General features: G+C 34.4%; 20 protein-coding genes. 8 read left to right on the forward strand and 12 right to left on the reverse strand.

Annotated features, from left to right (window positions below):
- Positions 1 to 22: 22 nt before the first annotated feature.
- Positions 23 to 1,255 (reverse strand): aminotransferase class I/II-fold pyridoxal phosphate-dependent enzyme, encoded by a 1,233-nt coding sequence (locus BD847_RS00295; protein ID WP_115886282.1) that lies wholly within the window; start codon positions 1,253 to 1,255, stop codon positions 23 to 25.
- Positions 1,256 to 1,611: 356 nt separating this feature from the next.
- Between BD847_RS00295 and BD847_RS00300 the strand changes: the two genes are divergently transcribed.
- The 3 genes from BD847_RS00300 to BD847_RS00310 all read left to right on the forward strand — a co-directional run bounded on the left by BD847_RS00300 (position 1,612) and on the right by BD847_RS00310 (position 4,961).
- The gene (locus BD847_RS00300; protein WP_012024199.1) at positions 1,612 to 2,070 is read left to right on the forward strand and encodes an Lrp/AsnC family transcriptional regulator; all 459 of its coding nucleotides are present in this window, start codon (positions 1,612 to 1,614) and stop codon (positions 2,068 to 2,070) included.
- Positions 2,071 to 2,451: 381 nt separating this feature from the next.
- Positions 2,452 to 3,855, forward strand: a complete 1,404-nt coding sequence (lpdA, locus tag BD847_RS00305) for a dihydrolipoyl dehydrogenase (RefSeq protein ID WP_115886283.1) — start codon at positions 2,452 to 2,454, stop codon at positions 3,853 to 3,855.
- Between the two features lie 563 nt (positions 3,856 to 4,418).
- The gene (locus BD847_RS00310) at positions 4,419 to 4,961 is read left to right on the forward strand and encodes a lipocalin family protein (RefSeq protein WP_115886284.1); all 543 of its coding nucleotides are present in this window, start codon (positions 4,419 to 4,421) and stop codon (positions 4,959 to 4,961) included.
- Positions 4,962 to 5,016: 55 nt separating this feature from the next.
- Here the strand turns inward: BD847_RS00310 and BD847_RS00315 are convergent, their stop codons facing one another.
- Together BD847_RS00315 and BD847_RS00320 are read right to left on the reverse strand one after the other, a co-directional pair.
- Positions 5,017 to 5,391, reverse strand: a complete 375-nt coding sequence (locus BD847_RS00315) for a DoxX family membrane protein (protein ID WP_115886285.1) — start codon at positions 5,389 to 5,391, stop codon at positions 5,017 to 5,019.
- Positions 5,392 to 5,600: 209 nt separating this feature from the next.
- The gene (locus tag BD847_RS00320) at positions 5,601 to 6,494 is read right to left on the reverse strand and encodes a DUF4349 domain-containing protein (protein ID WP_115886286.1); all 894 of its coding nucleotides are present in this window, start codon (positions 6,492 to 6,494) and stop codon (positions 5,601 to 5,603) included.
- Between the two features lie 277 nt (positions 6,495 to 6,771).
- Here BD847_RS00320 and BD847_RS00325 point away from each other — a divergent pair, with 277 nt between their 5' ends.
- From BD847_RS00325 to BD847_RS00335, 3 genes are all read left to right on the forward strand, one after another.
- Positions 6,772 to 8,070, forward strand: coding sequence for an anthranilate synthase component I family protein (locus tag BD847_RS00325; protein ID WP_115886287.1), 1,299 nt, complete (start codon positions 6,772 to 6,774; stop codon positions 8,068 to 8,070).
- Positions 8,071 to 8,302: 232 nt separating this feature from the next.
- Entirely contained in the window at positions 8,303 to 9,613 is a 1,311-nt protein-coding gene (gene tilS / locus BD847_RS00330) for a tRNA lysidine(34) synthetase TilS (protein WP_115886288.1), read from the forward strand.
- Positions 9,613 to 11,712, forward strand: coding sequence for a protein-disulfide reductase DsbD family protein (locus tag BD847_RS00335; protein ID WP_115886289.1), 2,100 nt, complete (start codon positions 9,613 to 9,615; stop codon positions 11,710 to 11,712). Before tilS ends, BD847_RS00335 begins: the two co-directional genes overlap by 1 nt.
- 208 nt (positions 11,713 to 11,920) lie before the next feature.
- On the opposite strand, the gene BD847_RS00340 is transcribed toward BD847_RS00335, so the two are convergent.
- Positions 11,921 to 13,246: an ammonium transporter gene (locus tag BD847_RS00340; RefSeq protein ID WP_115886290.1), complete on the reverse strand. Its 1,326-nt coding sequence runs from the start codon at positions 13,244 to 13,246 to the stop codon at positions 11,921 to 11,923.
- A 315-nt stretch (positions 13,247 to 13,561) separates the two neighbouring features.
- Between BD847_RS00340 and BD847_RS00345 the strand changes: the two genes are divergently transcribed.
- Positions 13,562 to 14,536, forward strand: a complete 975-nt coding sequence (locus tag BD847_RS00345) for a Gfo/Idh/MocA family protein (RefSeq protein ID WP_115887296.1) — start codon at positions 13,562 to 13,564, stop codon at positions 14,534 to 14,536.
- A gap of 76 nt (positions 14,537 to 14,612) precedes the next feature.
- Entirely contained in the window at positions 14,613 to 16,148 is a 1,536-nt protein-coding gene (locus BD847_RS00350; RefSeq protein ID WP_115886291.1) for a YifB family Mg chelatase-like AAA ATPase, read from the forward strand.
- Positions 16,149 to 16,285: 137 nt separating this feature from the next.
- Here the strand turns inward: BD847_RS00350 and abc-f are convergent, their stop codons facing one another.
- From abc-f to BD847_RS00390, 8 genes are all read right to left on the reverse strand, one after another.
- A complete protein-coding gene (gene abc-f, locus BD847_RS00355; RefSeq protein WP_115886292.1) occupies positions 16,286 to 17,875 on the reverse strand; it encodes a ribosomal protection-like ABC-F family protein in 1,590 nt (529 codons plus the stop codon).
- 162 nt (positions 17,876 to 18,037) lie between these two features.
- Positions 18,038 to 18,466 (reverse strand): DoxX family protein, encoded by a 429-nt coding sequence (locus tag BD847_RS00360; RefSeq protein WP_115886293.1) that lies wholly within the window; start codon positions 18,464 to 18,466, stop codon positions 18,038 to 18,040.
- A gap of 36 nt (positions 18,467 to 18,502) precedes the next feature.
- Positions 18,503 to 19,369 carry an alpha/beta hydrolase gene (locus tag BD847_RS00365; RefSeq protein ID WP_115886294.1) on the reverse strand — a complete coding sequence of 289 codons (867 nt, stop codon included), beginning with the start codon at positions 19,367 to 19,369 and terminating at the stop codon, positions 18,503 to 18,505.
- 95 nt (positions 19,370 to 19,464) lie between these two features.
- The gene (locus BD847_RS00370) at positions 19,465 to 19,968 is read right to left on the reverse strand and encodes an SRPBCC family protein (RefSeq protein ID WP_115886295.1); all 504 of its coding nucleotides are present in this window, start codon (positions 19,966 to 19,968) and stop codon (positions 19,465 to 19,467) included.
- 40 nt (positions 19,969 to 20,008) lie between these two features.
- On the reverse strand, positions 20,009 to 20,509 hold the full coding sequence (locus BD847_RS00375; RefSeq protein WP_115886296.1) for an SRPBCC family protein: 501 nt from the start codon (positions 20,507 to 20,509) through the stop codon (positions 20,009 to 20,011).
- On the reverse strand, positions 20,499 to 20,825 hold the full coding sequence (locus BD847_RS00380; protein ID WP_115886297.1) for an ArsR/SmtB family transcription factor: 327 nt from the start codon (positions 20,823 to 20,825) through the stop codon (positions 20,499 to 20,501). Before BD847_RS00380 ends, BD847_RS00375 begins: the two co-directional genes overlap by 11 nt.
- Positions 20,826 to 21,022: 197 nt before the next feature.
- The gene (locus BD847_RS00385; protein WP_115886298.1) at positions 21,023 to 22,366 is read right to left on the reverse strand and encodes a hypothetical protein; all 1,344 of its coding nucleotides are present in this window, start codon (positions 22,364 to 22,366) and stop codon (positions 21,023 to 21,025) included.
- Positions 22,353 to 24,074 (reverse strand): IPT/TIG domain-containing protein, encoded by a 1,722-nt coding sequence (locus BD847_RS00390; RefSeq protein ID WP_115886299.1) that lies wholly within the window; start codon positions 24,072 to 24,074, stop codon positions 22,353 to 22,355. Before BD847_RS00390 ends, BD847_RS00385 begins: the two co-directional genes overlap by 14 nt.
- Between the last annotated feature and the right edge of the window lie 30 nt (positions 24,075 to 24,104).

Below are 24,104 nucleotides of genomic sequence, written 5' to 3' on the forward strand. Positions count from 1 at the left end.
GCGAACCTCTGCGAAAACTTCTTTACGTCCCGATAGCTATCGGGATTGCGGAATTCAAAATTCCAAGCTCAATCATACAAGCTTTCATCATTTCATAAGTACGATCAATATCATTATCCAAACCAATCGAAAAACGAATCAAACCATCCGTCAAGCCCATTTCTTTTTGTTCTTCTAACGGAATTTCACTTGAAGTTGAGGTTCCCGGCGCGCTGAAAAGTGTTTTGTAAAAACCTAAACTTACTGCCAAATAACCCAAGTTTCTTGCTTGCATTAATTCCATTAATTCATTGGCTTTTTCTAAAGTTCCAACATCAATCGTCAGCATTCCGCCAAAACCATATTCCGGATTAATCATCGTTTTGTATAATTCATGACTTGGGTGGCTTTTCAATCCCGGATAAACCGTTTTTAATCCGTCTTTTTCAAATTGATCAGCTAGAAAATGCGCATTATGACTGTGTTGTTTAATTCGGATATGAAGCGTGCGCAAATTTTTCATCACACTTGCAGAACGCAAACTATCCATTGTTGGTCCCAAAAGCATGCTCGCTCCGGAATTTACATTTTTCAGCGAATTTATAAATTCTTTTGACGCACAAGTCACACCGCCAACCGTATCGCTGCTTCCGTTAATGTATTTTGTTAAACTATGAATTACAATATCAGCACCCAATTTTGCAGGAGAAACTGATAAAGGAGAAAACGTATTATCAACAACCAATTTCAAATTATGCCTTTTCGCGATTTGTGCTAAACCAGCAATATCAGCAACTTCTAATAATGGATTACTTACCGTTTCGCAATACAAAACTTTTGTTTTTGCTGTAATTGCCGCTTCAACAATATCCAATTTTGTAATGTCAACAAAGCTCGTTTCAATTCCGAATCTTGGTGTAAAGTTTTTTAAGAAAGCATAAGTTCCTCCATAAATGGTTCGGCTAGAAACAATATGATCGCCCGCGCCGCACAATTGCAATAGAGTAGGCGTAATCGCTCCCATTCCCGAAGCCGAAACATTCGCTGTTTCCGTTTCTTCCATCGCTGCCAAAGCCTGATCCAAATATAAATTACTTGGCGATGAATGGCGTGAATACAAATAACAGCCTTCCATGTTTCCCTCAAAAGTATCAAACATGGTTTTTGCCGAAAGAAAAGTGTAAGTCGAAGAATCAGAAATCGACGGATTCACACCGCCAAATTCACCAAAATATTGCAAATCCTGAATTTTATCTGCTGGATTGAAGTTTTTCATATAGATAGTTTTTGTTTGTTTTGTTTCAAGTTTCAGGTTTCAAGTTCCAACAACCTGAAACTTGAAACCTGAAACAATTTTTTTTAGGAGCTGTTTCCTGCTATCCGCTGTATCTTTTATGGTTCCCGATAGCTATCGGGACCACCATAAAAGGATGCCGCTTCTATCAGGGCTAGGGCACTCGTTTTCAAAAGAAATTCTATCCAAAATAAGATCTAATAAGAAAATTAATCAACTATAAAATGTATAATTAGATTTTAAAACTATAAAAATGTATTTATAATGATTTTTAATCTAAATTTAAATTAAGAAAACTCAATTGATAGATTTTCTTTCATCTCTTAAAAGCAAGCAAAATGACTCTAGACGCCACAGATAAAAAACTTTTGGTTTTACTTCAAACCGACAGCAAAAAAACAACCAAAGAATTATCCTTAAAATTGGATCTTTCTGTTACAGCAGTGTACGAACGAATCAAAAAATTAGAAAGAGAAGGAATAATTAAAAACTACGTTGCCTTAGTCGATAAATCCAAAATCGAAAAGGGTTTTGTAGTTTTCTGTCATTTAAAATTGATTCAGCACACCAAAGAATTCCTAACCAAATTTGAAAGCGAAGTAATCAAATTAAACGAAGTTTTGGAATGCCATCACGTAAGCGGTGATTATGATTACATTCTGAAAGTATTAGTAAAAGATATGGAGGCTTATCGTGAATTCTTAGTTACAAAACTTACTTCACTTCAACACATTGGCAGTACGCAAAGTATGTTTATGATTAGCGAAGTGAAGAATTCAACGGTGATTTCTTTTTAAAAAGGTACAAAGATTCAGAGGAGCAAAGGATCAAAGGTTTTTTCTGTAGAGACGTACTTCAGAGCGTCTAACGTCCTTTTTGTCATCCTGAGGAACGAAGGATCACACGCGAAACTCTACAAAGATTGGCGATTTTGCATGCCGAGCTTCTAGTGTGATCCTTCGTTCCTCAGGATGACAAGCTTGCGTATAAACTTTGCGACTCTGCTCCCGATAGTTATCGGGATTGCGAGATTCAAAAAAAACAAAAAAACTTGGTGTCTTTGAGTCTTCGTGGCAAAAAACTTTCACTAAACTTTCACACAAAAAACATTGAAAATTAAACTTCAAACAAAACTTTATTCCTTAATTTTGTAACCGCTAAAATAAAAACAAAATACTATGAGTTCATTTGACGTAGTCATTATAGGTTCAGGTCCTGGAGGATATGTATCAGCAATTCGTTGCGCACAATTAGGTTTCAAAACTGCAATTGTAGAAAAATATAATTCATTAGGCGGAACTTGCCTTAACGTAGGTTGTATTCCTTCAAAAGCATTATTATCTTCTTCTCATCATTATGCTGAAATTGCTCATTTTGCAGATCACGGAATCGAAGTTTCTGGAGATGTAAAAATCAATTTAGAGAAAATGATCGCGCGCAAACAAGCTGTTGTAGATCAAACTGTAGGTGGAATCAACTACTTAATGGATAAAAATAAAATCACTGTTTTCAATGGTTTAGGTTCTTTCGTAGACGCAACACACATTGCTGTTGCAAAAGCTGACGGAACTTCAGAAACTATCGAAGCAAAATATACTGTAATTGCTACAGGTTCAAAACCATCTTCTTTGCCTTTCATCAAAATTGATAAAGAAAGAATCATTACTTCTACTGAAGCTTTGGCTTTAAAAGAAGTTCCAAAACACTTGGTAATTATTGGTGGAGGAGTTATCGGAATCGAGCTTGGACAAGTTTACCTTCGTTTAGGAGCTCAGGTTTCTGTAGTTGAATTCATGGACAGAATCATTCCAGGAATGGACGGTTCTCTTTCTAAAGAATTAACTAAAGTATTGAAAAAACAAGGAATGAAATTCTATGTTTCTCATAAAGTAAAATCGGTTGAAAGAAACGGTGATGCTGTTACCGTTCAGGCTGAAAATGCAAAAGGAGAAACAATCACTCTTGAAGGAGATTATTCATTAGTTTCTGTTGGTCGTCGTCCTTACACAGACGGATTAAACGCTGACAAAGCCGGAGTTAAAATTTCAGATAGAGGACAAGTTGAAGTAAACGATCATTTACAAACTAGCGTTCCAAATATCTATGCAATTGGTGACGTTGTTCGTGGAGCGATGTTAGCGCATAAAGCGGAAGAAGAAGGAGTTATGGTTGCTGAAATTTTAGCAGGTCAAAAACCACATATCGATTACAACTTAATTCCTGGTGTAGTTTACACTTGGCCAGAAGTTGCTGCAGTTGGACAAACTGAAGAGCAATTGAAAGCTGCTGGAGTAAAATACAAATCAGGAAGTTTCCCGTTCAAAGCGTTAGGACGTGCTAGAGCAAGTGCTGATTTAGACGGATTCGTAAAAATCTTGGCTGATGAAAAAACAGATGAGGTTTTAGGAGTTCACATGATTGGAGCACGTACAGCTGATTTAATTGCTGAAGCGGTAACTGCAATGGAATTCAAAGCTTCTGCTGAAGATATTTCAAGAATGAGCCACGCGCACCCAACTTTCGCGGAAGCGGTAAAAGAAGCAGCATTGGCAGCAACAGAAAACAGAGCTTTACACGTATAAATTTTTACGTAAATCATATTTCAAAAACCGTCTCGTTTTTTAACGAGACGGTTTTTTTATTAGTTTATTTTGTGTAGCAAATAATTATGTTTCGTTATATTATGTATAGTCCCTACGGGACATTTCTATTGCGTTTGTTTTATTCTACCGATATTAAACTCCTAGCGGAGTTGAGATTGTGAGAAAAAAATAAAATGGAGGAGTTATTTAACAACACTGTATTTGAAGAATGTTTTTTAAATCTCGGAGAGATTAAATTTCGGTAGAAAAGATAGTATTATGGTCTTCGTTATGTCCCATAGGTATTAAATATTTATGCGACTAATAGTTCCTACAAGACAAGTTGGAATTACGATGTACTAAAATATGGGTTCAACTCCGCTAGGAGTTTAATATCGGTAGAACAAAATAAATAGCAATAAAATGTCCCGTAAGGACTAAATATTTATGCGACTGATAGTTATGCAATATTTTAATTCGAAAAATATAAACCTAAAGAAAAATTTTGTAAATTAGATGTGTATTTCAGATGCTATCTTTATGATAATTAAAAAGATAACATTATGAAAAATACATATGTCGCTCCAATTCTTCTTGGAGCAGGAATTGCAGCTTTACTTTATTCCTGCGGTTCTACTATACCAAATAAAGCTGTTGCCGTGACAAACTTTGACAAGGCAAAATATTTGGGAAAGTGGTACGAGATCGCAAGGTTAGATTATAAATGGGAAAAAGATTTAGATAATGTCACCGCCGAATATTCGCTGAATGATAATGGTACCATAAAGGTTGATAATAAGGGCTATGATGTCAAAAAAGACAAGTGGGAGGAAAGTATCGGGAAAGCCAAGTTTGTCAAAAAGGACAATGTTGGTATGCTTAAGGTCTCATTTTTTGGTCCTTTTTATGCTGGATACAATGTTATCGCAGTAGATAAGGATTATAAGTATGCCCTTGTTGCAGGCGAAAGCTTAAAATACATGTGGATACTTTCAAGAGAAACCACGATTCCTGAAAGTATAAAAGCCGATTTCTTAATCAAAGCGCAGGAAATAGGATATAAAGTTTCAGATCTGATCTGGGTAAAACATGACAAAACAAGTTGAAAAAGAAACCCGACACTTTAAAGGTGTCGGGTTTTTTATTTTAAACTGAAATGATTTAGGCAGTAAAAACACTTTTGTAGTTATCCCAATATCTGTAAATCAAAAATAAATTTCCTAGAAATAATAATCCTGCGATTGGTAGGCCGTCCGGAGTTAGGAAGTAATTGATAAACAAGATATTTACCGTAATAGGCAAGATCAAAATATTAGCTAATGTTACATAACGTCCTGTTACAAATGCGATTCCGCAAAGCAATTCAATTGATTTAGCCATTGGCATTAAATAAGTAGAAGCCATTAAACCTACATTAAAGGCTTTAAAATTCCCTGTTGTTTCTGGCTCTGGCATTAGGTGGAAAAAATAACTGATTGAGGCAAAAAGTAACAAAAGACCAATTAAAACACGGACAATAATAGTAGCAATTTTCATAATACTTAGGATTTTTAAATAGTTAAAAAAATATAAATAATCTGCTGGAAATCGTTTAACCTAAATTCTGAATAAAATGAAATTCAGTTTTTAAAGTCATTTTATTGAGAATTTTACAATCAATTTTGATCTATTTTGGTATTTATTGAATGCTATATCAAATATAACGATTTTTTCATTATTAAATTGCTATTTTATTAACACTTTTCTTATTTCTTAACGTATTTTTTGTAGATAAAAAAACCACCTAAACCAATAAGTACAAAAGGCCAAAGATTAACAAAGAAAACCAGAATAGCTTCCAATATATACCAGCCACTTTTTAAAGCATCAATTGTCTGAATCCCTAGATTTGGCTTATAAGCAGCGCTGTCTTTTTCGCTTGCCATAGTTTCTTGTCTAATCGTTTCGTTTTGATAAAGCTGTAATGTTACCGTGCTGAAATTAATCTGATCCTGTATAGACAAATTCTCTATTGTGTGATTGTCATTAGCTTCTTTTTGATTGGCCAAAGCGTTTTCGGCTTGCATAATATCGTTAATTTTTTTGCCTTTAGAATCAATTGCTTTTTCGACTCTTTTTTCAGAAACAGCGCTTCTTTTTTGCGAAAGCTGATTCGCAAGTAATTTCAACGAAACATCATCGGCTTTTATAACTCTGAAATCTAAAAAGTCAATTTGCTTGGCAATACTTTTAATAACAGTATCGAGTTGTGTGTTAGGCACTCGGATTGTGATATTATTTTCGACAGTGTATTTTGTAGTTTGTAAAGTACTGTCCTGGCTAATTTTGGTTTTAATCTGATTCTGAATATTGCTTTGAAGATTCGTGTAAGTAACAAAACCGCCAAATTTTGTAACGGCATTTTCAATTGCATAAGTTGACTTGACGACGTTTTTAACCTTGAATTTGATGTCAGCAGTTCGAATGAATTTCTGTTTGCTGTCTTTTTGTTCCACTGCTGCCGATGACGAAACTGCGGTGCTGTCTGTGGCCATTTTTAAATCTGCAGATTCTTCTGAAGCATAATCTGCTTTTTTACAAGAAAATAGTAATGCGATAATCATCAAGGAAGTCAATCCTAATTTTGCAATTGTTTTCATAAAGGTTTTAAAATTTGATTAATAAATATACTCGCCTGTTTTTCAGGTTTGTTTGGTTTTTTGCCACAGATTATATGATTTAAAAAGATTTTTAATCTGTGGGAATCTGTGAAATCTGTGGCATTTTTTGATGAGTAATTTTTTAATCAAATGGCAAGAAAAGTTTTAATAATTAGCACTAATTCGATATACTAAAAAGTGTGCCAATAATTTTTCGGGATTACTTTATTGAAGGATTTTTTTTGTCGTAATTTTGAAGTCTAAAATTTATACTTTTTTGAGAGTTTCCATTCATAAACAAATTTCAAATCCAGAGCAGTTTAAACAACAGCTTTTAAGCTGGTCACAGCAGTTTCGGGAGATTGTTTTTCTAGACAGCAATTCGTACCCGCAGGAATATTCAAGTTTTGATTTTATCTTGGCGGTCGACGCTTTTACATCTTTAAAAACCGATTTTCAAAACGCTTTTGATGATTTAAAACAATATCAGCAAACTACCAAAGACTGGCTTTTTGGCTATCTTTCTTATGATTTGAAAAATGATACAGAAGATTTAAGTTCTGCTAATTTTGACGGATTAGATTTTCCCGATTTATTTTTCTTTCAGCCAAAAAAAATATTCTTACTAAAAGGCGACCAACTTGAAATTAAATATCTATTTCTTTGTGACGACGAAGTTGAAGATGATTTTGATGAAATCGTACAAACCCAGAATGATTCGTTTGTCACACTGAGCGATCCCGGGGCTTCAGGAGAAGTGCAACAACGTATTTCAAAAGATTTATATATTGAAAAAGTAAATAAAATGCTCGAACATATTCACATTGGTGATATGTATGAAGCTAATTTTTGTATGGAATTTTTCGCTGAAAACGCCGAAATAAATCCGTTGGAAAAATTTCAAAAACTGAATACTATTTCACAAGCGCCATTTTCAGTTTTCTTTAAAAATAACAAACAATATCTGCTTTCGGCTTCGCCAGAACGTTATTTGAAAAAAGTAGGCGAAAATGTTATTTCGCAGCCTATAAAAGGAACTTCAAAACGATCTTCAGATCCTGTTGAAGACGAAAATTCGAAACAATTTCTAGAATCCGATTCAAAAGAAAGAGCCGAAAACATCATGATAACCGATTTGGTTCGTAATGACTTATCACACACCGCTCAAAAAGGTTCCGTTGAGGTTGTAGAACTTTGCAAAATTTATTCGTTTCTGCAAGTGCATCAAATGATTTCGACAATAACTTCAAAAGTTGATCCTCAATATTCTGCGGTTGATGTTTTAAAAACGACTTTCCCAATGGGAAGCATGACAGGAGCACCAAAGATTTCGGTTATGAAAATTATCGAAAATCTGGAAGAAACAAAACGTGGTTTATACAGCGGAGCAGTTGGTTATTTTACACCAGAAGGCGATTTTGATTTTAATGTCGTAATCAGAAGTATTTTATACAATCAGGAAAATAAATATGTTTCATTTTCTGTTGGAAGTGCCATCACATCGCTTTCAGATCCAGAAAAAGAATACGAAGAATGTTTATTGAAAGCTAAAGCAATGCACGAGGTTTTGCAGTAATTTTTTGCCACAGATTTTGCAGATTGAGCTGATTTTTTTTTACGCAGATTTTGCTGATTAAGCAGATTTAATTTCAAATAAATAAAATCTGTGTAAATCTTTTCAAGAGTAAAAAAAATCAGCTCAATCTGCAAAATCTGCGTGAGAAAATATTTGTGTAATTCGTGGTTAATAAACACCACTTAACATTTCATTTAAAAATAGAACGAATTTAATTTTTTACTTTTATCAGATGTTTTCAAAATTTCAAGATCATATCGTTTCGAGATTTCCATTTTTGGAAAGTAAAAAACTATTTCTGGCTGTTAGCGGAGGCTTGGACAGTATGGTTTTGTTGCATTTAATGAAGCAATTGCCTTTTGAAATTGCAGTTTTGCACTGCAACTTTCAGCTTCGCGGTATAGAAAGTTTTGGAGATCAGGAATTTGTCCAGAAGTATTGCAATCAAAATGACATTCCGTTTTTTACTACTCAATTTGATACTAAGGCTTTCGCCGAAGATTATAAATTATCCACACAAGTCGCTGCGAGAGAACTACGATACAGCTGGTTTTACGAACTTTTGGATGAAGAAAATTTCGATTATATCTTAACCGCACATCACGCCGACGATAATCTGGAAACCTTTATTATAAATCTAACCCGCGGAACCGGATTAGATGGATTAACCGGAATTCCGGAAGAAAATGACCGAATTATTCGTCCGCTTTTGCCTTTTTCAAGAGAAGAAATTCTGAAATTTGCCGAAGGAAATAATATTGAATGGCGCGAAGACAGCAGCAACGCTTCAAACAAATATCTTCGAAATAAAATTCGGCACGACTTAGTTCCGGTTTTAAAGGAAATCAATCCAAATTTTCTGGATGCTTTTCAGAAAACGCAATCCTATTTGCAGGAATCACAAGAAATGGTTGAAGATGCTTCGATTATGATTTATCAGCAAGTAGCGAGAGAAGAAGGAGAAGATATTCACTTTGATTTGAATCAGCTTAAAAAATTACCCAATTATAAATCGTATCTGTATCAATGGCTGAATGAATTTGGTTTTACAGCCTGGAATGATATTTATGATTTGGTAAAAGGACAATCAGGAAAGCAAGTGATTTCTTCTGCATTCAGATTACTTAAAAACAGGGAAACGCTTATTTTGAGTCCACTTTCTGAAGAGTCAGAAAACGAAGAATTCGAAATTCAGGAAAACGATACAGAAGTTAATTTTCCCTTAAAATTGAGACTTTGTAACGTAGATCACATAAGTATAGAATCAAATAAGGCTATATTTGTGGATTCTGAAAAAATCCGGTTTCCTCTAATTTTACGTAAATGGAATGAAGGAGATGTTTTTCATCCTTTTGGAATGCAGGGAAAATCAAAAAAAGTAAGTAAGCTTTTTAAAGATGAAAAACTATCGCTGATTGAAAAAGAAAAAACATGGATTTTGTCTTCAGATAACCAAATTGTCTGGGTTGTTGGACTGAGACAGGATGAGCGCTTTAAAATTGAAAATACCACAAATAACATACTTAAAATAGAATTGCAATAATGAACTTTAATCAATACCGTCAAACGATAATGCTAAAAAATTACTGGAGCAAATCCCTTTTATTTCTGCTGTTTTTCTTTTTTGCTTTTGCAAAAGGTAATGCACAGGTTTTAGAACCGGTTAAATGGACTGCTAAAATTGAAAAGAAAACAGGAAATAATGCTGTTTTAGTTTTTGATGGAACAATTGAAAAAGACTGGCATATGTATTCACAGTTCACGCCTGAAGGTGGACCACTTGCATTGGAAATTGCATTTAAAAATCAAAAAGGAAACTACGAATTAATAGGCAAAGCCAAAGAAGGAAAAACCAAGACAGCTTTCAATGATGTTTTTGGTGTAAATGAAACTTTCTTTGAAGGAAAAGCACACATTGAGCAGGAAATCAAGATCATCAACCCAAATTTAAAAACGGTTGATGTAGAGTTTGATTTTCAGGTTTGTAAAGAAGTTTGTATCAATTCGAATAAAAAATTCTCTATTGCTATTCCGTCAACTTTCAATATGGAAGCAGTTCCGGCAATAACAGAGGCGAAAAAAGATGAAACAAAAGTACCTGGAATTGCTGTAGATACAATCGCGAAAGCAACAGATACTGCAAAAACTCAAGTTGTAAAATCGAACATAGAAGAACCAGTTTCAAAAGAAGATATGCCGGCACCTGCAGCAGCAAGAAGCTTGTGGTCAATCTTTTTCCTTGCTTTTTTAGGTGGTTTTGCGGCCTTATTTACACCTTGTGTTTTCCCAATGATTCCAATGACGGTGAGTTTCTTTACGAAGCAAAGCAAAAGCAGAGCAAAAGGAATTAGAAATGCTATTATATACGGACTTTCAATTATTGCTATTTACGTGATTTTAGGTTTAATTGTAACTAAAATATTTGGTGCAGATGCCTTAAATGCATTGTCTACAGATGTTTGGTTCAACTTAATATTCTTTGTTATTTTAATCATTTTTGCTACATCATTTTTGGGAGCTTTTGAAATCATGTTGCCAAATTCGTGGGCAAACAAAGCCGATCAACAAGCAGACAAAGGCGGAATAGTTGGAATATTATTCATGGCTTTGGCTTTAGCAATCGTATCTTTCTCTTGTACGGGACCAATTGTTGGAACATTATTAGTAGACGCGGCTTCAAATGGTGGAATCGCTCCGGTTGTTGGAATGTTAGGATTTTCTTCAGCTTTAGCTCTTCCATTTATGTTATTTGCAATGTTCCCTGGTTGGTTGAATTCATTGCCAAAATCTGGCGGATGGTTAAATACAGTAAAAGTTGTTTTAGGATTTTTAGAATTAGCTTTAGCGTTTAAATTTTTATCAAATGCCGATTTAGTACTTCAATTGCATTTCTTAGAAAGAGAAGTTTTCTTAGCGATCTGGATTGCTATTTTTGGAGCTTTGGCGTTTTATTTATTCGGAAAAATTACATTGCCACACGATAGCCCGACGAATCACATTTCGGTTGGAAGATTGTCTTTGGGATTACTTGTTTTAAGTTTTACAGTTTATATGATTCCGGGATTATGGGGAGCGCCTTTAAAATTAATTAGTGCTTTTCCACCTCCTCAAACCTATAGCGAAAGCCCTTTTGGAGTTGGTGGTTCAGGAAATTCAGTTGGAAGTGCAGAAACAGTAAAGGGGCTTCCTGAAGGAGCAGAATTAGGTCCTCACGGAATTATGGTTTTCCATGATTATGAAGATGGGGTGGCTTATGCAAAAGAAATCAATAAGCCAATTATGTTGGACTTTACAGGTTATGCATGCGTAAACTGTAGAAAAATGGAAAATAATGTTTGGTCGGACCCAGCGGTTTTGCCAATCTTAAAAAATGAAGTTGTTTTGATTTCTTTATATGTTGATGACAAAAGAGAATTGCCAAAAGAAGAGCAATTTGTAACAAAAGCCGGTGATGAAATTGTTACAGTAGGTGATAAGTGGACTGATTTTATGATTTCAAAATATAAAACAAATACGCAGCCTTTATATGTTATTACAGATTTAGAAGGTAATAATTTACATACTTCTAAGCCAACAATTAGTTATGTAAGTACTGCAGAATATTTGGAATGGCTTAAAGAAGGAATTGCGAATTTTAAATGAATTATTTAGTTCTTAGTGATTGGTAATTAGTTCCTAGTCTTTTTCCTTTATAATTTTATGAAGTTAAATGGTTGAACTAAACAAAGTAACTAATCACTGATAACTAATTACTAAGGACTAATAAGTTGATATTAATTCAAATGAAAATCCCTCTAAGTTGTAGCTTAGAGGGATTTTTTTGTAAAGGCAAAAAGAGGGTAATTAATTTTTATAGATATTCTCCGTGTTGAGAGATGTCTAATCCTAATTCTTCTTTTTCTTCAGTAACTCTTAGAGGAGTAATTTTATTTACAATGAAGAATAAAACATAAGAAGCTACAAAAGCAAAGATTGAAACGATTACTAATGCTTTCAATTGTGTTAAGAATAATGTAGCGTCACCAAAGATCAATCCTTCGTGGTCACCTACAACAGAGTTTACACTTTTAGAAGCAAAAACTCCAGTTAATAACATTCCTACCATTCCTCCAACACCGTGACAAGCGAAAACATCAAGAGCATCGTCAATTTTCCCTTTAGGGAATTTACTAACCACAAGATTACTTATTACAGCAGCAATAATACCGATTGCTAAAGCGTGAGGAATACTTACGAAACCAGCAGCAGGTGTAATTGCTACTAATCCAACAACAGCTCCAATACAAGCGCCCATTGCAGATAATTTATGTCCTAATATTTTGTCAAGGAAAACCCAAGCCATAGCAGCAGAAGCAGCAGCAATTGTAGTTGTTCCTAAAGCCTGTGCAGCAAGACTGCTTGCTCCAACTGCAGAACCTGCATTGAAACCAAACCATCCAAACCATAATAGACCTGTACCTAATAATACATAAGTAATTCTGGCAGGATTTACTTTTTGAACTTTACGTTTTCCTAAGAAAATTGCTCCAGCCAAAGCAGCCCATCCAGCACTCATGTGTACTACAGTACCACCAGCAAAGTCAAGAACTCCCCATCCGAAGAACAATCCGTCAGGATGCCAAGTCATGTGGCAAAGTGGAGCGTATATGAATAAGATGAATAAAACCATGAATAATAAGTAAGCCCAGAAACGTACACGCTCAGCAAAAGCTCCCGTGATTAGCGCTGGAGTAATGATGGCGAATTTTGCCTGGAATAAAGCAAAAAGAATCATTGGGATTGTTGGTGCCAATTCCCATGCCGTATTGGCGCTTACGCCCTGGAAAAATATATTTGAAGAAGGATCTCCAATGAAACCGCCTATAGATGGTCCAAAACATAATCCGAAACCAATTACGATCCAAAGAACGGTAACAATTACCATTGCCATGAAACTTTGTAGCATTGTGCTGATTACGTTTTTCTTTCCTACCATTCCGCCATAGAAAAATCCTAGTCCCGGAGTCATTAATAATACAAATGCAGTAGCAACTACCATCCATGCTGTATCACCCGTGTCTAATTTTAGTTCGACAACATGAGCGCCTAATGTTTTTGATTCAGTAACAAATGAGATAGAAAAAATAGATAGTAACAAAATCGTGATGAGGATCACACTTAAAATAATTTTTCGCATAGTTATTTAGTTTTAAATTTTTGATAAAAGTATGAAATCATTTAATACCCCCTAAAAAAATAGGGTTGTGTGTTTGATTTTTGTTAAATTTAAAATTTAACCCCTTGTATTTTGCGTGAATTTCTTAAAACAAACTTAAAATTTACAATTTAGCAACATTTTTTTTTCACTTATCCTCATTTTTAATAATTTTTGGGGTAATTGATTGCTATTTTTTGTAGGATAATAGATATTTGTTGTTTAAAAAACGTCTTTAGTTTGTTGTGGGAGATTTTTTTTAATCTTTTTAACAATTTTGATGATTATAATATAAGAATGGAAAATAGAAGAATTAAATGGGGAATAATCGGACTCGGAAATATTGCAACTCAGTTTGCGTCTGATTTAGTATTGATTGAAAATGCCGAATTAACTGCTGTTGCATCAAGAGATATAGTAAAAGCGAAAGACTTTGAGGCAAAATTTAAATCTTCAAAAGTATACGATTCATATGATTTACTTTTTGAAGATCCGGAGGTTGAGATTGTGTATATCGCAACGCCTCATAATTCACACGCCGAATTGTCTATAAAAGCATTAGAAAGCGGTAAGCACGTTTTATGCGAAAAACCAATGGCATTATCTTATAATGATGCACTTCGAATGACAGAAGCTTCAGTAAAATACAATAGGTTTTTTATGGAAGCTTTCTGGACGCGTTTTATTCCTTCTGTTCAGGATGTTTTGGAAAAAATTAAAAATGGATTAATTGGAAATGTTAACTATATAAATGCCGATTTTGCCTTCCACGGAAGTGAAACAGAACATAAAAGACTTTTTGATAAAAAACTAGGCGGCGGAGCATTGTATGATATCGGCGTATATCCCTTATTCCTTTCTTATATACTATTGGGAAACCCGAAAGAGGTTTTAGCGAAAGCGATTAAACATAAAAATGATATCGATTTACAGACTTCTATGATTTTACAATACGAATCGGCTCAAGCTGTTTTGCACGCTTCAATTGTTTCTGATTCTGAAATGAAAGCCATCATTTCAGGAACAAAAGGACGAATCGAACTCAACGCACCCTGGTTTGTTGCTGACGGATATTCTATATTTCAAAATGGAGAAAAGGAAGCAGTTTTTAGTTTGCCAACTCTCGGAAAAGGATATTCACATGAAATTATAGAATGTCAAAAATGCATCCAAAACAACCAAATCGAAAGCGAGCTTTGGTCGCATAAAAACTGTTTGGAATTGAGTCAATTGGTTGAAGAAATTAAAAATCAAATTAATTTGTCTTTCTAGAATATTTTTGAAAGAAAATATTTACATAACAACATTTTTTCATTAGATTTAAAAATCATTTAATGAAAAGATAATTATGTTAGTAAAAGTTTACGGAAGTGCTGTTTTTGGAGTTGAAGCCACAACTATAACCATAGAAGTACATATGGACAAAGGGATTGGCTATCATTTAGTTGGCCTTCCAGATAATGCAATAAAAGAAAGCAGTTACCGAATTGCTGCGGCGCTCAAAAACAACGGATTAAGTTTTCCTGGAAAAAAAATAACCATAAATATGGCACCGGCCGACCTTAGAAAAGAAGGTTCGGCTTATGATTTACCACTCGCAATGGGAATTCTTGTTGGTTCTGATCAGATCAAAGCACCGGAAATTGAGCAATATATCATTATGGGCGAACTTTCCTTAGATGGAAGTTTGCAGCCTATTCGCGGTGCATTGCCTATTGCCATAAAAGCAAAAGAGGAAGGTTATAAAGGTTTTTTTCTGCCAATACAAAATGTAAAAGAAGCTGCAATTGTCGCGGGACTTGATGTTTATGGAGTAAGTAATTTGCAGGAAATTATTGACTTTTTTATCGGAAAAGGTACTTTATTACCAACCGTTATTGACACAAGGGCAGAGTTTTACAAAACCCTCGATTTTCCCGAATTTGATTTTTCTGACGTTCGCGGACAAGAAAGTATAAAACGCTGCATGGAAATTGCAGCAGCAGGTGGACATAATATTATTTTAATTGGTCCGCCCGGCGCAGGAAAAACGATGCTGGCCAAAAGAGTTCCGAGTATTTTGCCGCCAATGACATTGCGTGAAGCGCTCGAAACAACTAAAATTCATAGCGTCGCCGGAAAATTAAAGGAAGTCGGATTAATGAATCAGCGGCCTTTTCGCTCGCCGCACCACACTATTTCAAATGTTGCGCTTGTTGGTGGAGGAAGTTATCCTCAACCTGGAGAAATTTCTATGGCGCACAATGGTGTTTTGTTTCTGGACGAATTGCCCGAGTTTAAACGCGATGTTTTAGAAGTCATGCGCCAACCTCTTGAAGATCGTGAAGTAACTATTTCGCGCGCCAAATTTACCGTTACTTATCCGTCTTCATTTATGCTTGTGGCAAGTATGAATCCCAGTCCAAGCGGATTTTTTAACGATCCAAGCATGCCAAACACTTCTTCTCCGCATGAAATGCAGCGTTATATGAGTAAAATTTCCGGTCCGCTTTTAGACCGAATCGATATTCATATTGAGGTTACGCCCGTTCCTTTTGAGAAATTGGCGGATGACAGAAAAGCGGAAAACAGTGTAGAAATCAGAAAACGCGTTACTGCAGCCAGAGAAATTCAGACCCAACGTTTTGAGACTGTCGAAAACATTCATTACAATGCGCAAATGAGCAGTAAATTGATTCGTGAGTATTGTATGTTAGACGAACAATCCAAAGAACTTCTCAAAAATGCTATGGAACGTCTGAATCTTTCTGCCAGAGCCTATGACAGAATTTTGAAGGTTTCCCGTACCATCGCCGACTTAGATAACGCACCAAATATAATCGCGCAACACATCGCCGAAGCTATTCAATACAGGAGTCTGGATAGGGAAGGTTGGCTTGGATAATTTTCTTTAGGAGCAGAAAAAAAAGTATTTCAGGAACAGTTGTCCCGCTTTCGCCTATATCTTTTTGTCCCGCAGTGGCGGGACAAAAAGGATACCGGCTCTATCGGGGCTAGATCGGAAATTTCATTTTCATAAGATTATGGAAGCGAAATAAAATCGGAAATCTTTATTTCTTCCAAAAACAAATCATCGTGCGAAACCACAATTAATGTTCCGTCATATTCATTAATGGCAGCAGTAAGGATTTCGATATTCTGTATGTCGAGATTGTTTGTGGGTTCATCAAGAATAATAACATCCGGAGCTTTTGTATTTATGGTTAAGCAACACAATAGTAAACGCATTTTTTCGCCTCCGCTTAAGGCACTGCAAGGTTTAGCCCAGTCATTCTGTGAAAACAAAAACTTATTCAGTTTCATTTTTAAAGTATGTTCTTCTAAACCGGAATCATTAAACTGCTGAATCTGATCAAAAACCGTTAATTGATTTTGAATCAACGAATAATCCTGATCTATGTAAATTACTTTTGCATCGGTTTTGTAAATTGTTCCTGTTTTTGGTTGCAGAGTTCCGATGATCATTTTGATTAAAGTGGTTTTTCCGGAGCCGTTTATACCTTGTATGGCAATTCTGTCGCCACTTTTTATTTGAAGGTTTAAATTCTCTCGCCACAAATATTGATTCTCAAAACTGTGATTGACATCTTTCGCCGTAAAAAGAATTTTGCCTTTATGTAAAGCTGTTTTCTCAAAACCAAATTTCATTTTATCGATTTCTGGCAAACCAGAACGCAAATCTTGCAAGTTCTGCGAAATGTTTCCAATTTTTTCTGCGTGAATATCTTTCGCTTTAGCAGTACTATTTTCTGCATTGTTGCGCAAAGTATTCATCATAATTCTGGAAACGCCCGCTTTCTTTTGTTTCTTTTCGCCTCTGGAATCTAATTTGTTTTGACGTTGTAGTGTTTCGCGCTCTTTTTCTTTCGCTTTGCGTAATGCTTTTTCCTTGCTCTGAATATCATTGGCTAAAGCATTCTTTTCAATTTGTTTTTGTTCTGCATAAAAGGCATAATTGCCGCCATAAACAGTAATTCCGTGTTTGCTTAATTCGTAAACAGCGTTTAGCAAATTCAATAATTTTCGATCATGACTAACGATAATTAAAGTTGCAGTTGTGTTTTTTATAAATTGATACAGCAGCGCTCTTGCAACAACATCCAGATGATTGCTCGGTTCATCCAACAGAATAATTTCAGGCTGATGAATAGAAATTCCGGCCAGAAAAACTTTTGTCTTTTGGCCTCCGCTGAGTGTTTCCAGTTTTTGATTCAGGTTTAAATCATTGAGTTCCCAATATTGCAAAGCTTCATTGCAACGTTCTTCGATGGTCCAGTCGTCGTTTAAAATATTTAGGTTTTCTTCAGAGACATTTCCGTTCAGAATTTCATGAAATGCAGTTAGTTTTTCATCTATCTGTAAAGCCTGAGCAATTGTAAGATGATTAAATTGTCCGAAAATCTGCGGTATAAAATAGGGTTTAGAAGCTACTTTAATCGATCCTTCAGCAGGTTGTAATTCTCTTGAGATGATTTTTAATAAAGTGGATTTTCCAACACCATTGTTGCCAATTAAAGCAACTTTTTCGTGACTGTTGATTGTAAAAGTAATTTTATCGAACAGCAAGTGTCTGTTCGCATGTAGATATGAGATGTTTTGTAAAGTAAGCATAATTTCTTCTTTGAAAGTGAATAATCATAGCAAACCCATTGGGAGCTATCTATTTTTTCCTAAAGAAATTATTTCTCACATAAAATTACCTGTTTGTTTTTACTGCGGCAAAGATACAAATGTTTTTGCAAAACCTGAAAAGCTTAAGAAATCTGCTTTTAATTATTTGTTTTTCAAAATAAGACTATCAATTTCAATATATTTTTCCTTCATCAAACTCAAAGCAAAACAAGCCGCCGAACCTGTAAAAACTGAATAATCTAAAGGCGCTTTTATGCCAACTGAAAAGACCATCGAAAGACCAAAAAGCAATAACAAATAACCGCTAAGTTTCGCGAATAGCTCCGTTTTAAATCCGATTAAGAGAAACAAAGGAAAAATGATTTCGAGAGCTGTTGCTACAATGCCGATTGGTGAAATTAAATTATCAGGTAAAAAAGGATTTAGAACTTTCGTATAACTAAGAAAGTTTTCCCAATTTCCCCAAGTAGAGTTTTCTTTACTCCATAACCCAAATCGGTCTGCAACTGCAGATAGAAATCCAATCGAAATTGCAAGGCGTAAAAAGAGTTTAACTAGATTTGAATTCATAAAACAGGATTTAAAAAGTTGCTATTTATATTCTAATTATTCAATTATTGGATAGAAGAATTTAAAGGAATTCGAAACAGCAGGATGCAAAATGGTACCATGATTTTCTAATGGAAAATAGTCAAAATACACTTTAATGTTTTTGCTTTTCGAAGCTTTTATTTTATCCGCCAATATATTTGCATCAACTTCCATAACTCTTGGTATTGCTGTTGGAGTTAATCCTTCCTTGCCAACCGCAATATAAATCTCAGTCGGTTCTTTGAAACTTTCCTTAAAAATTTCAGAATCTAAATTTAGAATAGAACCGTTATTCCACCATAAGCTCGGACTTACAATTACATATTTATTAAAAAGAGAAGGCTTTGTCAGCAGGATTTCCGTTTCTAATAATCCTCCTAAAGATTGACCGATAATGGTTTTGGATTCTGTGGTTTTGTATTTTTTATCTATAAAAGGCTGTAATTCTTTTTCGATAAAAGCAATAAAATTATCCGAATGTCCGGTAGTTGGAAAACGTTTTTTATCTTCTTCAAGAGTGGTTGGAAAAGTAAAATCCCTGCGTCTATCAACTGTTGCAATACCAACTACAATCGATTTTGGAACCTGATTAATCCATTCGAAACTATTAAATTGAACCAATCCTGCGATGTGAATAAAATCTTCATCGGCAGAACCGTCTAATAAATATATAACAGGATATCGCGTTGCATCTTCGGATTTATAACCTTCCGGAAGATAAATATTTAAAGTCCTTTTTTCGTTTAATTCTTTCGATTGAATTTCATCAATAACACCTAAAACGAATGGTTTAGAAGTTTCTGTAGTTTTTTGTTTTACTTTTTGGCTGAATATGAAAGTGGGTGCTAATAGTAAAAAGGCTAAGGCAATAAATTTGTTCATTAAGTGGAAAGTAAAATGTTTTGTAAAAACGAAAATACGAATTTAATATCAGTTCACTTTTCTTTTGCATTAGCCTTTTTGCGTAAGCTGGAATATTATTTTGCCTGTTCTGCAAAAATTTTGTCCAGACCTTCCATTGCAATGGTAAAACCTTCTTTGAAGCCCATTTCAATAATCATTTCCAGGTCTGAAAGCTTATCGTGTTTGATTACAATGTCAACAAAAGTAGTAGCGCCTTGTTCAGAAAAATTAACATCCCAGTCAGAACGCGGAAAATCTTTATTTAAATTTCCGTCACTATCTGAGAAAGCATCAAGATATTTAAAATTAGTTTTAGGAGTTATCGAAGTAAAATCGGCAATTGCCCAATGTTCTTCTCCTTGTGGGCCAACCATAGCGTAAAGTCTGCGACCACCTTCTTTGAATTCCATACTTTTTGTTCTCGCTTTCCACGGAGCCGGCGCCCACCATTGATCCAGAATTTCAGCTTCTGTCCAAGCCGACCAAACATTAGCTAACGAAGCCGCAAATTCACGTTTTACATGTACTGTACTTGTTTCTTTATTTACAGTAAAATCCATTAATAGATTTGATTTCATTTTCTTGAGATTTTAGATTAGTCAATAATTTGAAAAGTCTTTATTTTTTTGCCTCCAGGATTTTTTCCAAACCTGTCAGTGCACTTGTAAATCCTTCTTTAAATCCTGTAGCAATTAGTTGTTCAATTTCGGCAAAATTGTCACGACTAATTGCGATATCGACAACTGTCAATTCGCCTTTTTCAGAAAAAGTAATATCCCAAAGCGAGCTTCCAAAATTCGGAATCGGATTAGCATCAGCATCACAAAAAGTAGAAGTATGTTTGAAGTTTGTTTTTGGAGAAATCGAAGTATATTCAAAAAAACTCCAGCGTTCATCGCCTTCAGGACTTACCATGGCGTACATTCTTCGTCCGCCTTCTTTAAATTCCATACTTTTTGTTTTAGATTTAAAAGGAGCCGGCGCCCACCATTGATCCAGAATTTCTGCTTCTGTCCAGGCAGACCATACATTTGACAATGACGCGTTAAATTCGCGTTTTACATTTACGGTTTTATTTTCCTTATCTATGGAAAAATTCATAATAAGATCAGATTTCATTTTCTTTAGATTTTAAATTTATTAATACTTGATCTAATTGACTAAATCTGCTTTCCCAAATCTTTTTGAATTGCTCCAGCCATTGATCAACTTCTTTCATTTTTTCAATTTTGAGCTGGTAGTAAATTTCCCTGCCCATTTTTTTTTCTTCCAATAAATCACATTCACTTAAAATTTTAATGTGTTTAGATACTGCTTGTCTTGTAGTTTGAAATTGTTCTGCAATAGCATTTGGTGTTAATGCACTTGAAGAAATCAAAACTAAAATCGCTCTGCGGGTCGGATCGGCAATAGCCTGAAAAATATCTCGTTTCATTTTTGTGAAAATTAATTCGCAACTAATTAGTTGCAAATATACGCAACTTTTTGGTTGCGCAATGTGAAAAAATGATTTTTATTTAAAAACCAATATAATGCAATGAAAAAAGGCACATAGAAATGTGCCTTAAAAAAATAGGGAAGATGTATTTTTACAACTTATGTGGTTGTTTCAAAAGAAATGGGAAATACTTTTTAAAAAGTCTCAATAGCACATTTTACATTAAAATCAAAATTATTGCCATATCCAAAGCTCCAGTAAGAAACAGGTTCGTAACTTCCTACAACTTTTAATCCATCAGTAGTTAGTAAAGGAAATAAGGGATATAATTTTGTATCAATGACTTCGACCAGTTTGTATTCGGAGTTGAATTTATGAATTTTCTTTTCACCTTGTACAGTAGCATAGATGTTGTTTTGAGCATCAAAAGCAAACTGAAAATAATGTTTACCGGTAATATCATTTAATCTTATTTCGGGTTTTAGCGTGCTGGTATTAAAAACACAACCATTAATTGAAGAAATGCATTTTGATTTGTCAGTATTCCATGAGAAAATATTAGCATCTATTGAATTGGGTTTTAGAGCCCACGGTGTATAATAGTAAGTGACAGGAGAGCAATCCATAAAACCCGGACAATTTGCTGGAGTATAACCTACAAATCCCATCGAACCATATTGTTCATTTTGGCAATACAACAACAAGGTTTTGTCGTTGCCCATATATTCTGAGTAGTCTGAATTACTAATATATCCTGTTTTTGTAGATGTTCGCGCAGAAGTATCATAAATGCACCAATCTTCGTCATCCTGATAGTAAATACGATTTCCTGAAACGGAAAAAGAATTCAGATTATCAGTAACTAAAGCTAAATAAGAGTCTATAGTTTCATAGCTATTAGTATTAATTCGGTATATTCTGCCTTTTGTATCAGCAATGTAAATTTCATTGTTGTTTACAATATGAAATTTATTATTTAGGTAGAAACCATTTTCAAATGTGGTAGTATGCTCAATACTATTTTTTGTACTATTATATTTTATTAAAGAACCGGCTTGATCTTTATTTAGAATATGAAAAATATTGGGTTGAGTAGGATCTTTTTGAACCTGAAAAGGAACACGATCGAATTTTATAATATCGCGTATGAATTTTTTTGTTTCGCTTTTCATTTCGTTACCGTAAGTAGGTACCTTCTCTCGTTCGTCTCTGTATAAAATTCGAACAGAGTAAGAAACCTCTTCTTTGTAGGGAACATCGGTGTCAACAAATGAGGTTTCATTTGAAGGCAGATTTGCTATCATCTTTTCCTGGTAAAAATCAGATTCACCATTTTTTTCAATTCGGTAAATTGTCAAATCGTCAATAATAACACCATCTGGTCTTTGAAGTTCCCAATCGATTTTTACTTCATTGTAAGAAGTTTTAAAATTGGTGATTGTAAGTTCTAATGGTTTTTGCGGTTCTTCATCAGCAGAACATCCAAAGACAATTAAGCTCAAGATGATAAATGCTGCATATTTTTTAAAGTATTCCATTTAAGATTTCTTTTCTTAGTTTTTGCGTGTATATTGTATTTTGGTAATAAACAGACCAACTGTTTCGTAGATAGTAAATTTGATTATTGAGTGTGAAAAACTGTTCACTATAACCAAATAGACTGTCCATATCTAAGTTTACAGATTTATTGGTCTCCATATTTATAAAAAATGACCAGTAGTTTACATCTTTTACAATAATGCTATTGCCATAATCAAAAAACAAACGATAATGATTAGGATTAGCGGTCACAGCAAGACTAGGAGTAATTTTGAAAATTCTGTAATTAATGCCATCGGAAAGATAAAGATTACCTCCATTGAAGATATACTTACATTGACCGGAACTTCCATTGGCTACAAGTGGAATAGGAGAGAATGCTGTACTAGCCAGTTCAGTCCATGTATTATTATTTTTAGAATACTTATATTTTTGAGTACGAACAGTTGTATTACCCTGATCATTATTTAGTCCGCTTAGCAAATAAAGATTGTCCTGATAAGCAAAAATCATTGGGCCTTGAATTTTATTGCTCGGAAGCGTTATCGCTGTTTCTTTGAAAGTATTCATATTCAGTTTTGTCATGCTATACGTTTGGCTGGCAACTGACAATCGATACAAATAAACGGTATCTTCACCATCGTATACGGCATCTGCAATATACCCTGAATATTTAAAGGAAGATAATTCGGTCCATTTTTCTGTTACTGGAGAGAATTCAAGAAAAGAATAGGTACGATTTGCCGAATCGTTAGCATCATTCATAGCATATTTAAGAGCGTATGCTTTATTGTTATGAGTAAATATAGTATGATCAATACCAGCATTATCAATATGATCAACCATTATAAAATCGTTTAATATTTTTACGTCATAATCATAACTAGTGGTTAATCCCGCAGTTTTATAGGTGATGTTGGTGATTTTAAAATCCTTATAAGGTCCTGGAGGCATAATAACTTCTACAGTTTTATCATTTACTGTAAAATAATTACTAGGGACACCATTGATAAATAATTCCCCCAAACTACTATCGGGATTGAAATTTTCGACATTTATGTATAAATAAGTCTGCAACCAAACACTGCTATTACGAATGCTTTTGATAATTGGAGCTTTTAGAGCTAAAGCCACTGATGAAGTTGTTTCCTGCAACTGTGATTTAACTTTTACCTCTAGATTGGCTTTTGTGATTTTGGTCGGAATTTGTATTTCGATTTTGTTGTAATCATTGTTTACAATTACCGCTTTTTCATCATTTACAAAAACGGAGATAAAATCTTTATTGGTATCGAAATTTTCACCATAAACAGTAAGTGTTTCATTAAAAGTAGCACTTTCGCTGCTGTAGCTGGAAACGATCGGTTTTTTTAACAAAAAGGTCTTTTCGACGATTGTTTTGTTTTCGTTAAGATCAATAATTTTTAACGTTGGATTATTTCTTTTAATAGTTCGCGGAACAATTACAGTAATTCCGTTTTCAGAACTTTCTTCAATTCTTGCTTTTTCCATGTCAAAAAAAACCTGTAATTTGTCGGCTTCAAAATTCTTAAGCTCGATCGAAACAGGCTGACCCAATAATCCAGTTTCCTGAAGATTTACAAGCGTAGGAGGCACATATTGTGCATCTTCGGTGCTGCTGCAAGAATTGAATACAAATGATAATAAGGCAAAAAATACAACAATTGAATCTTTGAAAATCTTCATAAAATCTGCGTAAAAAGGATTGTTTTTGTG

Source organism: Flavobacterium cutihirudinis (assembly GCF_003385895.1).
GTDB lineage: Bacteria > Bacteroidota > Bacteroidia > Flavobacteriales > Flavobacteriaceae > Flavobacterium > Flavobacterium cutihirudinis.

Excerpts from the sequence above, each read along its gene's own strand:
- BD847_RS00360 (WP_115886293.1), bottom strand. The coding sequence starts at position 18,466 with ATGAATTCAAATCTAGTTAAACTCTTTTTACGCCTTGCAATTTCGATT.
- BD847_RS00335 (WP_115886289.1), top strand. The coding sequence starts at position 9,613 with ATGAACTTTAATCAATACCGTCAAACGATAATGCTAAAAAATTACTGG.
- BD847_RS00315 (WP_115886285.1), bottom strand. The coding sequence starts at position 5,391 with ATGAAAATTGCTACTATTATTGTCCGTGTTTTAATTGGTCTTTTGTTA.
- BD847_RS00340 (WP_115886290.1), bottom strand. The coding sequence starts at position 13,246 with ATGCGAAAAATTATTTTAAGTGTGATCCTCATCACGATTTTGTTACTA.
- tilS (WP_115886288.1), top strand. The coding sequence starts at position 8,303 with ATGTTTTCAAAATTTCAAGATCATATCGTTTCGAGATTTCCATTTTTG.
- BD847_RS00295 (WP_115886282.1), bottom strand. The coding sequence starts at position 1,255 with ATGAAAAACTTCAATCCAGCAGATAAAATTCAGGATTTGCAATATTTT.
- BD847_RS00310 (WP_115886284.1), top strand. The coding sequence starts at position 4,419 with ATGAAAAATACATATGTCGCTCCAATTCTTCTTGGAGCAGGAATTGCA.
- BD847_RS00365 (WP_115886294.1), bottom strand. The coding sequence starts at position 19,369 with ATGAACAAATTTATTGCCTTAGCCTTTTTACTATTAGCACCCACTTTC.
- BD847_RS00345 (WP_115887296.1), top strand. The coding sequence starts at position 13,562 with ATGGAAAATAGAAGAATTAAATGGGGAATAATCGGACTCGGAAATATT.
- BD847_RS00350 (WP_115886291.1), top strand. The coding sequence starts at position 14,613 with ATGTTAGTAAAAGTTTACGGAAGTGCTGTTTTTGGAGTTGAAGCCACA.
- BD847_RS00320 (WP_115886286.1), bottom strand. The coding sequence starts at position 6,494 with ATGAAAACAATTGCAAAATTAGGATTGACTTCCTTGATGATTATCGCA.
- abc-f (WP_115886292.1), bottom strand. The coding sequence starts at position 17,875 with ATGCTTACTTTACAAAACATCTCATATCTACATGCGAACAGACACTTG.
- BD847_RS00375 (WP_115886296.1), bottom strand. The coding sequence starts at position 20,509 with ATGAAATCTGATCTTATTATGAATTTTTCCATAGATAAGGAAAATAAA.
- lpdA (WP_115886283.1), top strand. The coding sequence starts at position 2,452 with ATGAGTTCATTTGACGTAGTCATTATAGGTTCAGGTCCTGGAGGATAT.
- BD847_RS00385 (WP_115886298.1), bottom strand. The coding sequence starts at position 22,366 with ATGGAATACTTTAAAAAATATGCAGCATTTATCATCTTGAGCTTAATT.
- BD847_RS00300 (WP_012024199.1), top strand. The coding sequence starts at position 1,612 with ATGACTCTAGACGCCACAGATAAAAAACTTTTGGTTTTACTTCAAACC.
- BD847_RS00380 (WP_115886297.1), bottom strand. The coding sequence starts at position 20,825 with ATGAAACGAGATATTTTTCAGGCTATTGCCGATCCGACCCGCAGAGCG.
- BD847_RS00370 (WP_115886295.1), bottom strand. The coding sequence starts at position 19,968 with ATGAAATCAAATCTATTAATGGATTTTACTGTAAATAAAGAAACAAGT.
- BD847_RS00390 (WP_115886299.1), bottom strand. The coding sequence starts at position 24,074 with ATGAAGATTTTCAAAGATTCAATTGTTGTATTTTTTGCCTTATTATCA.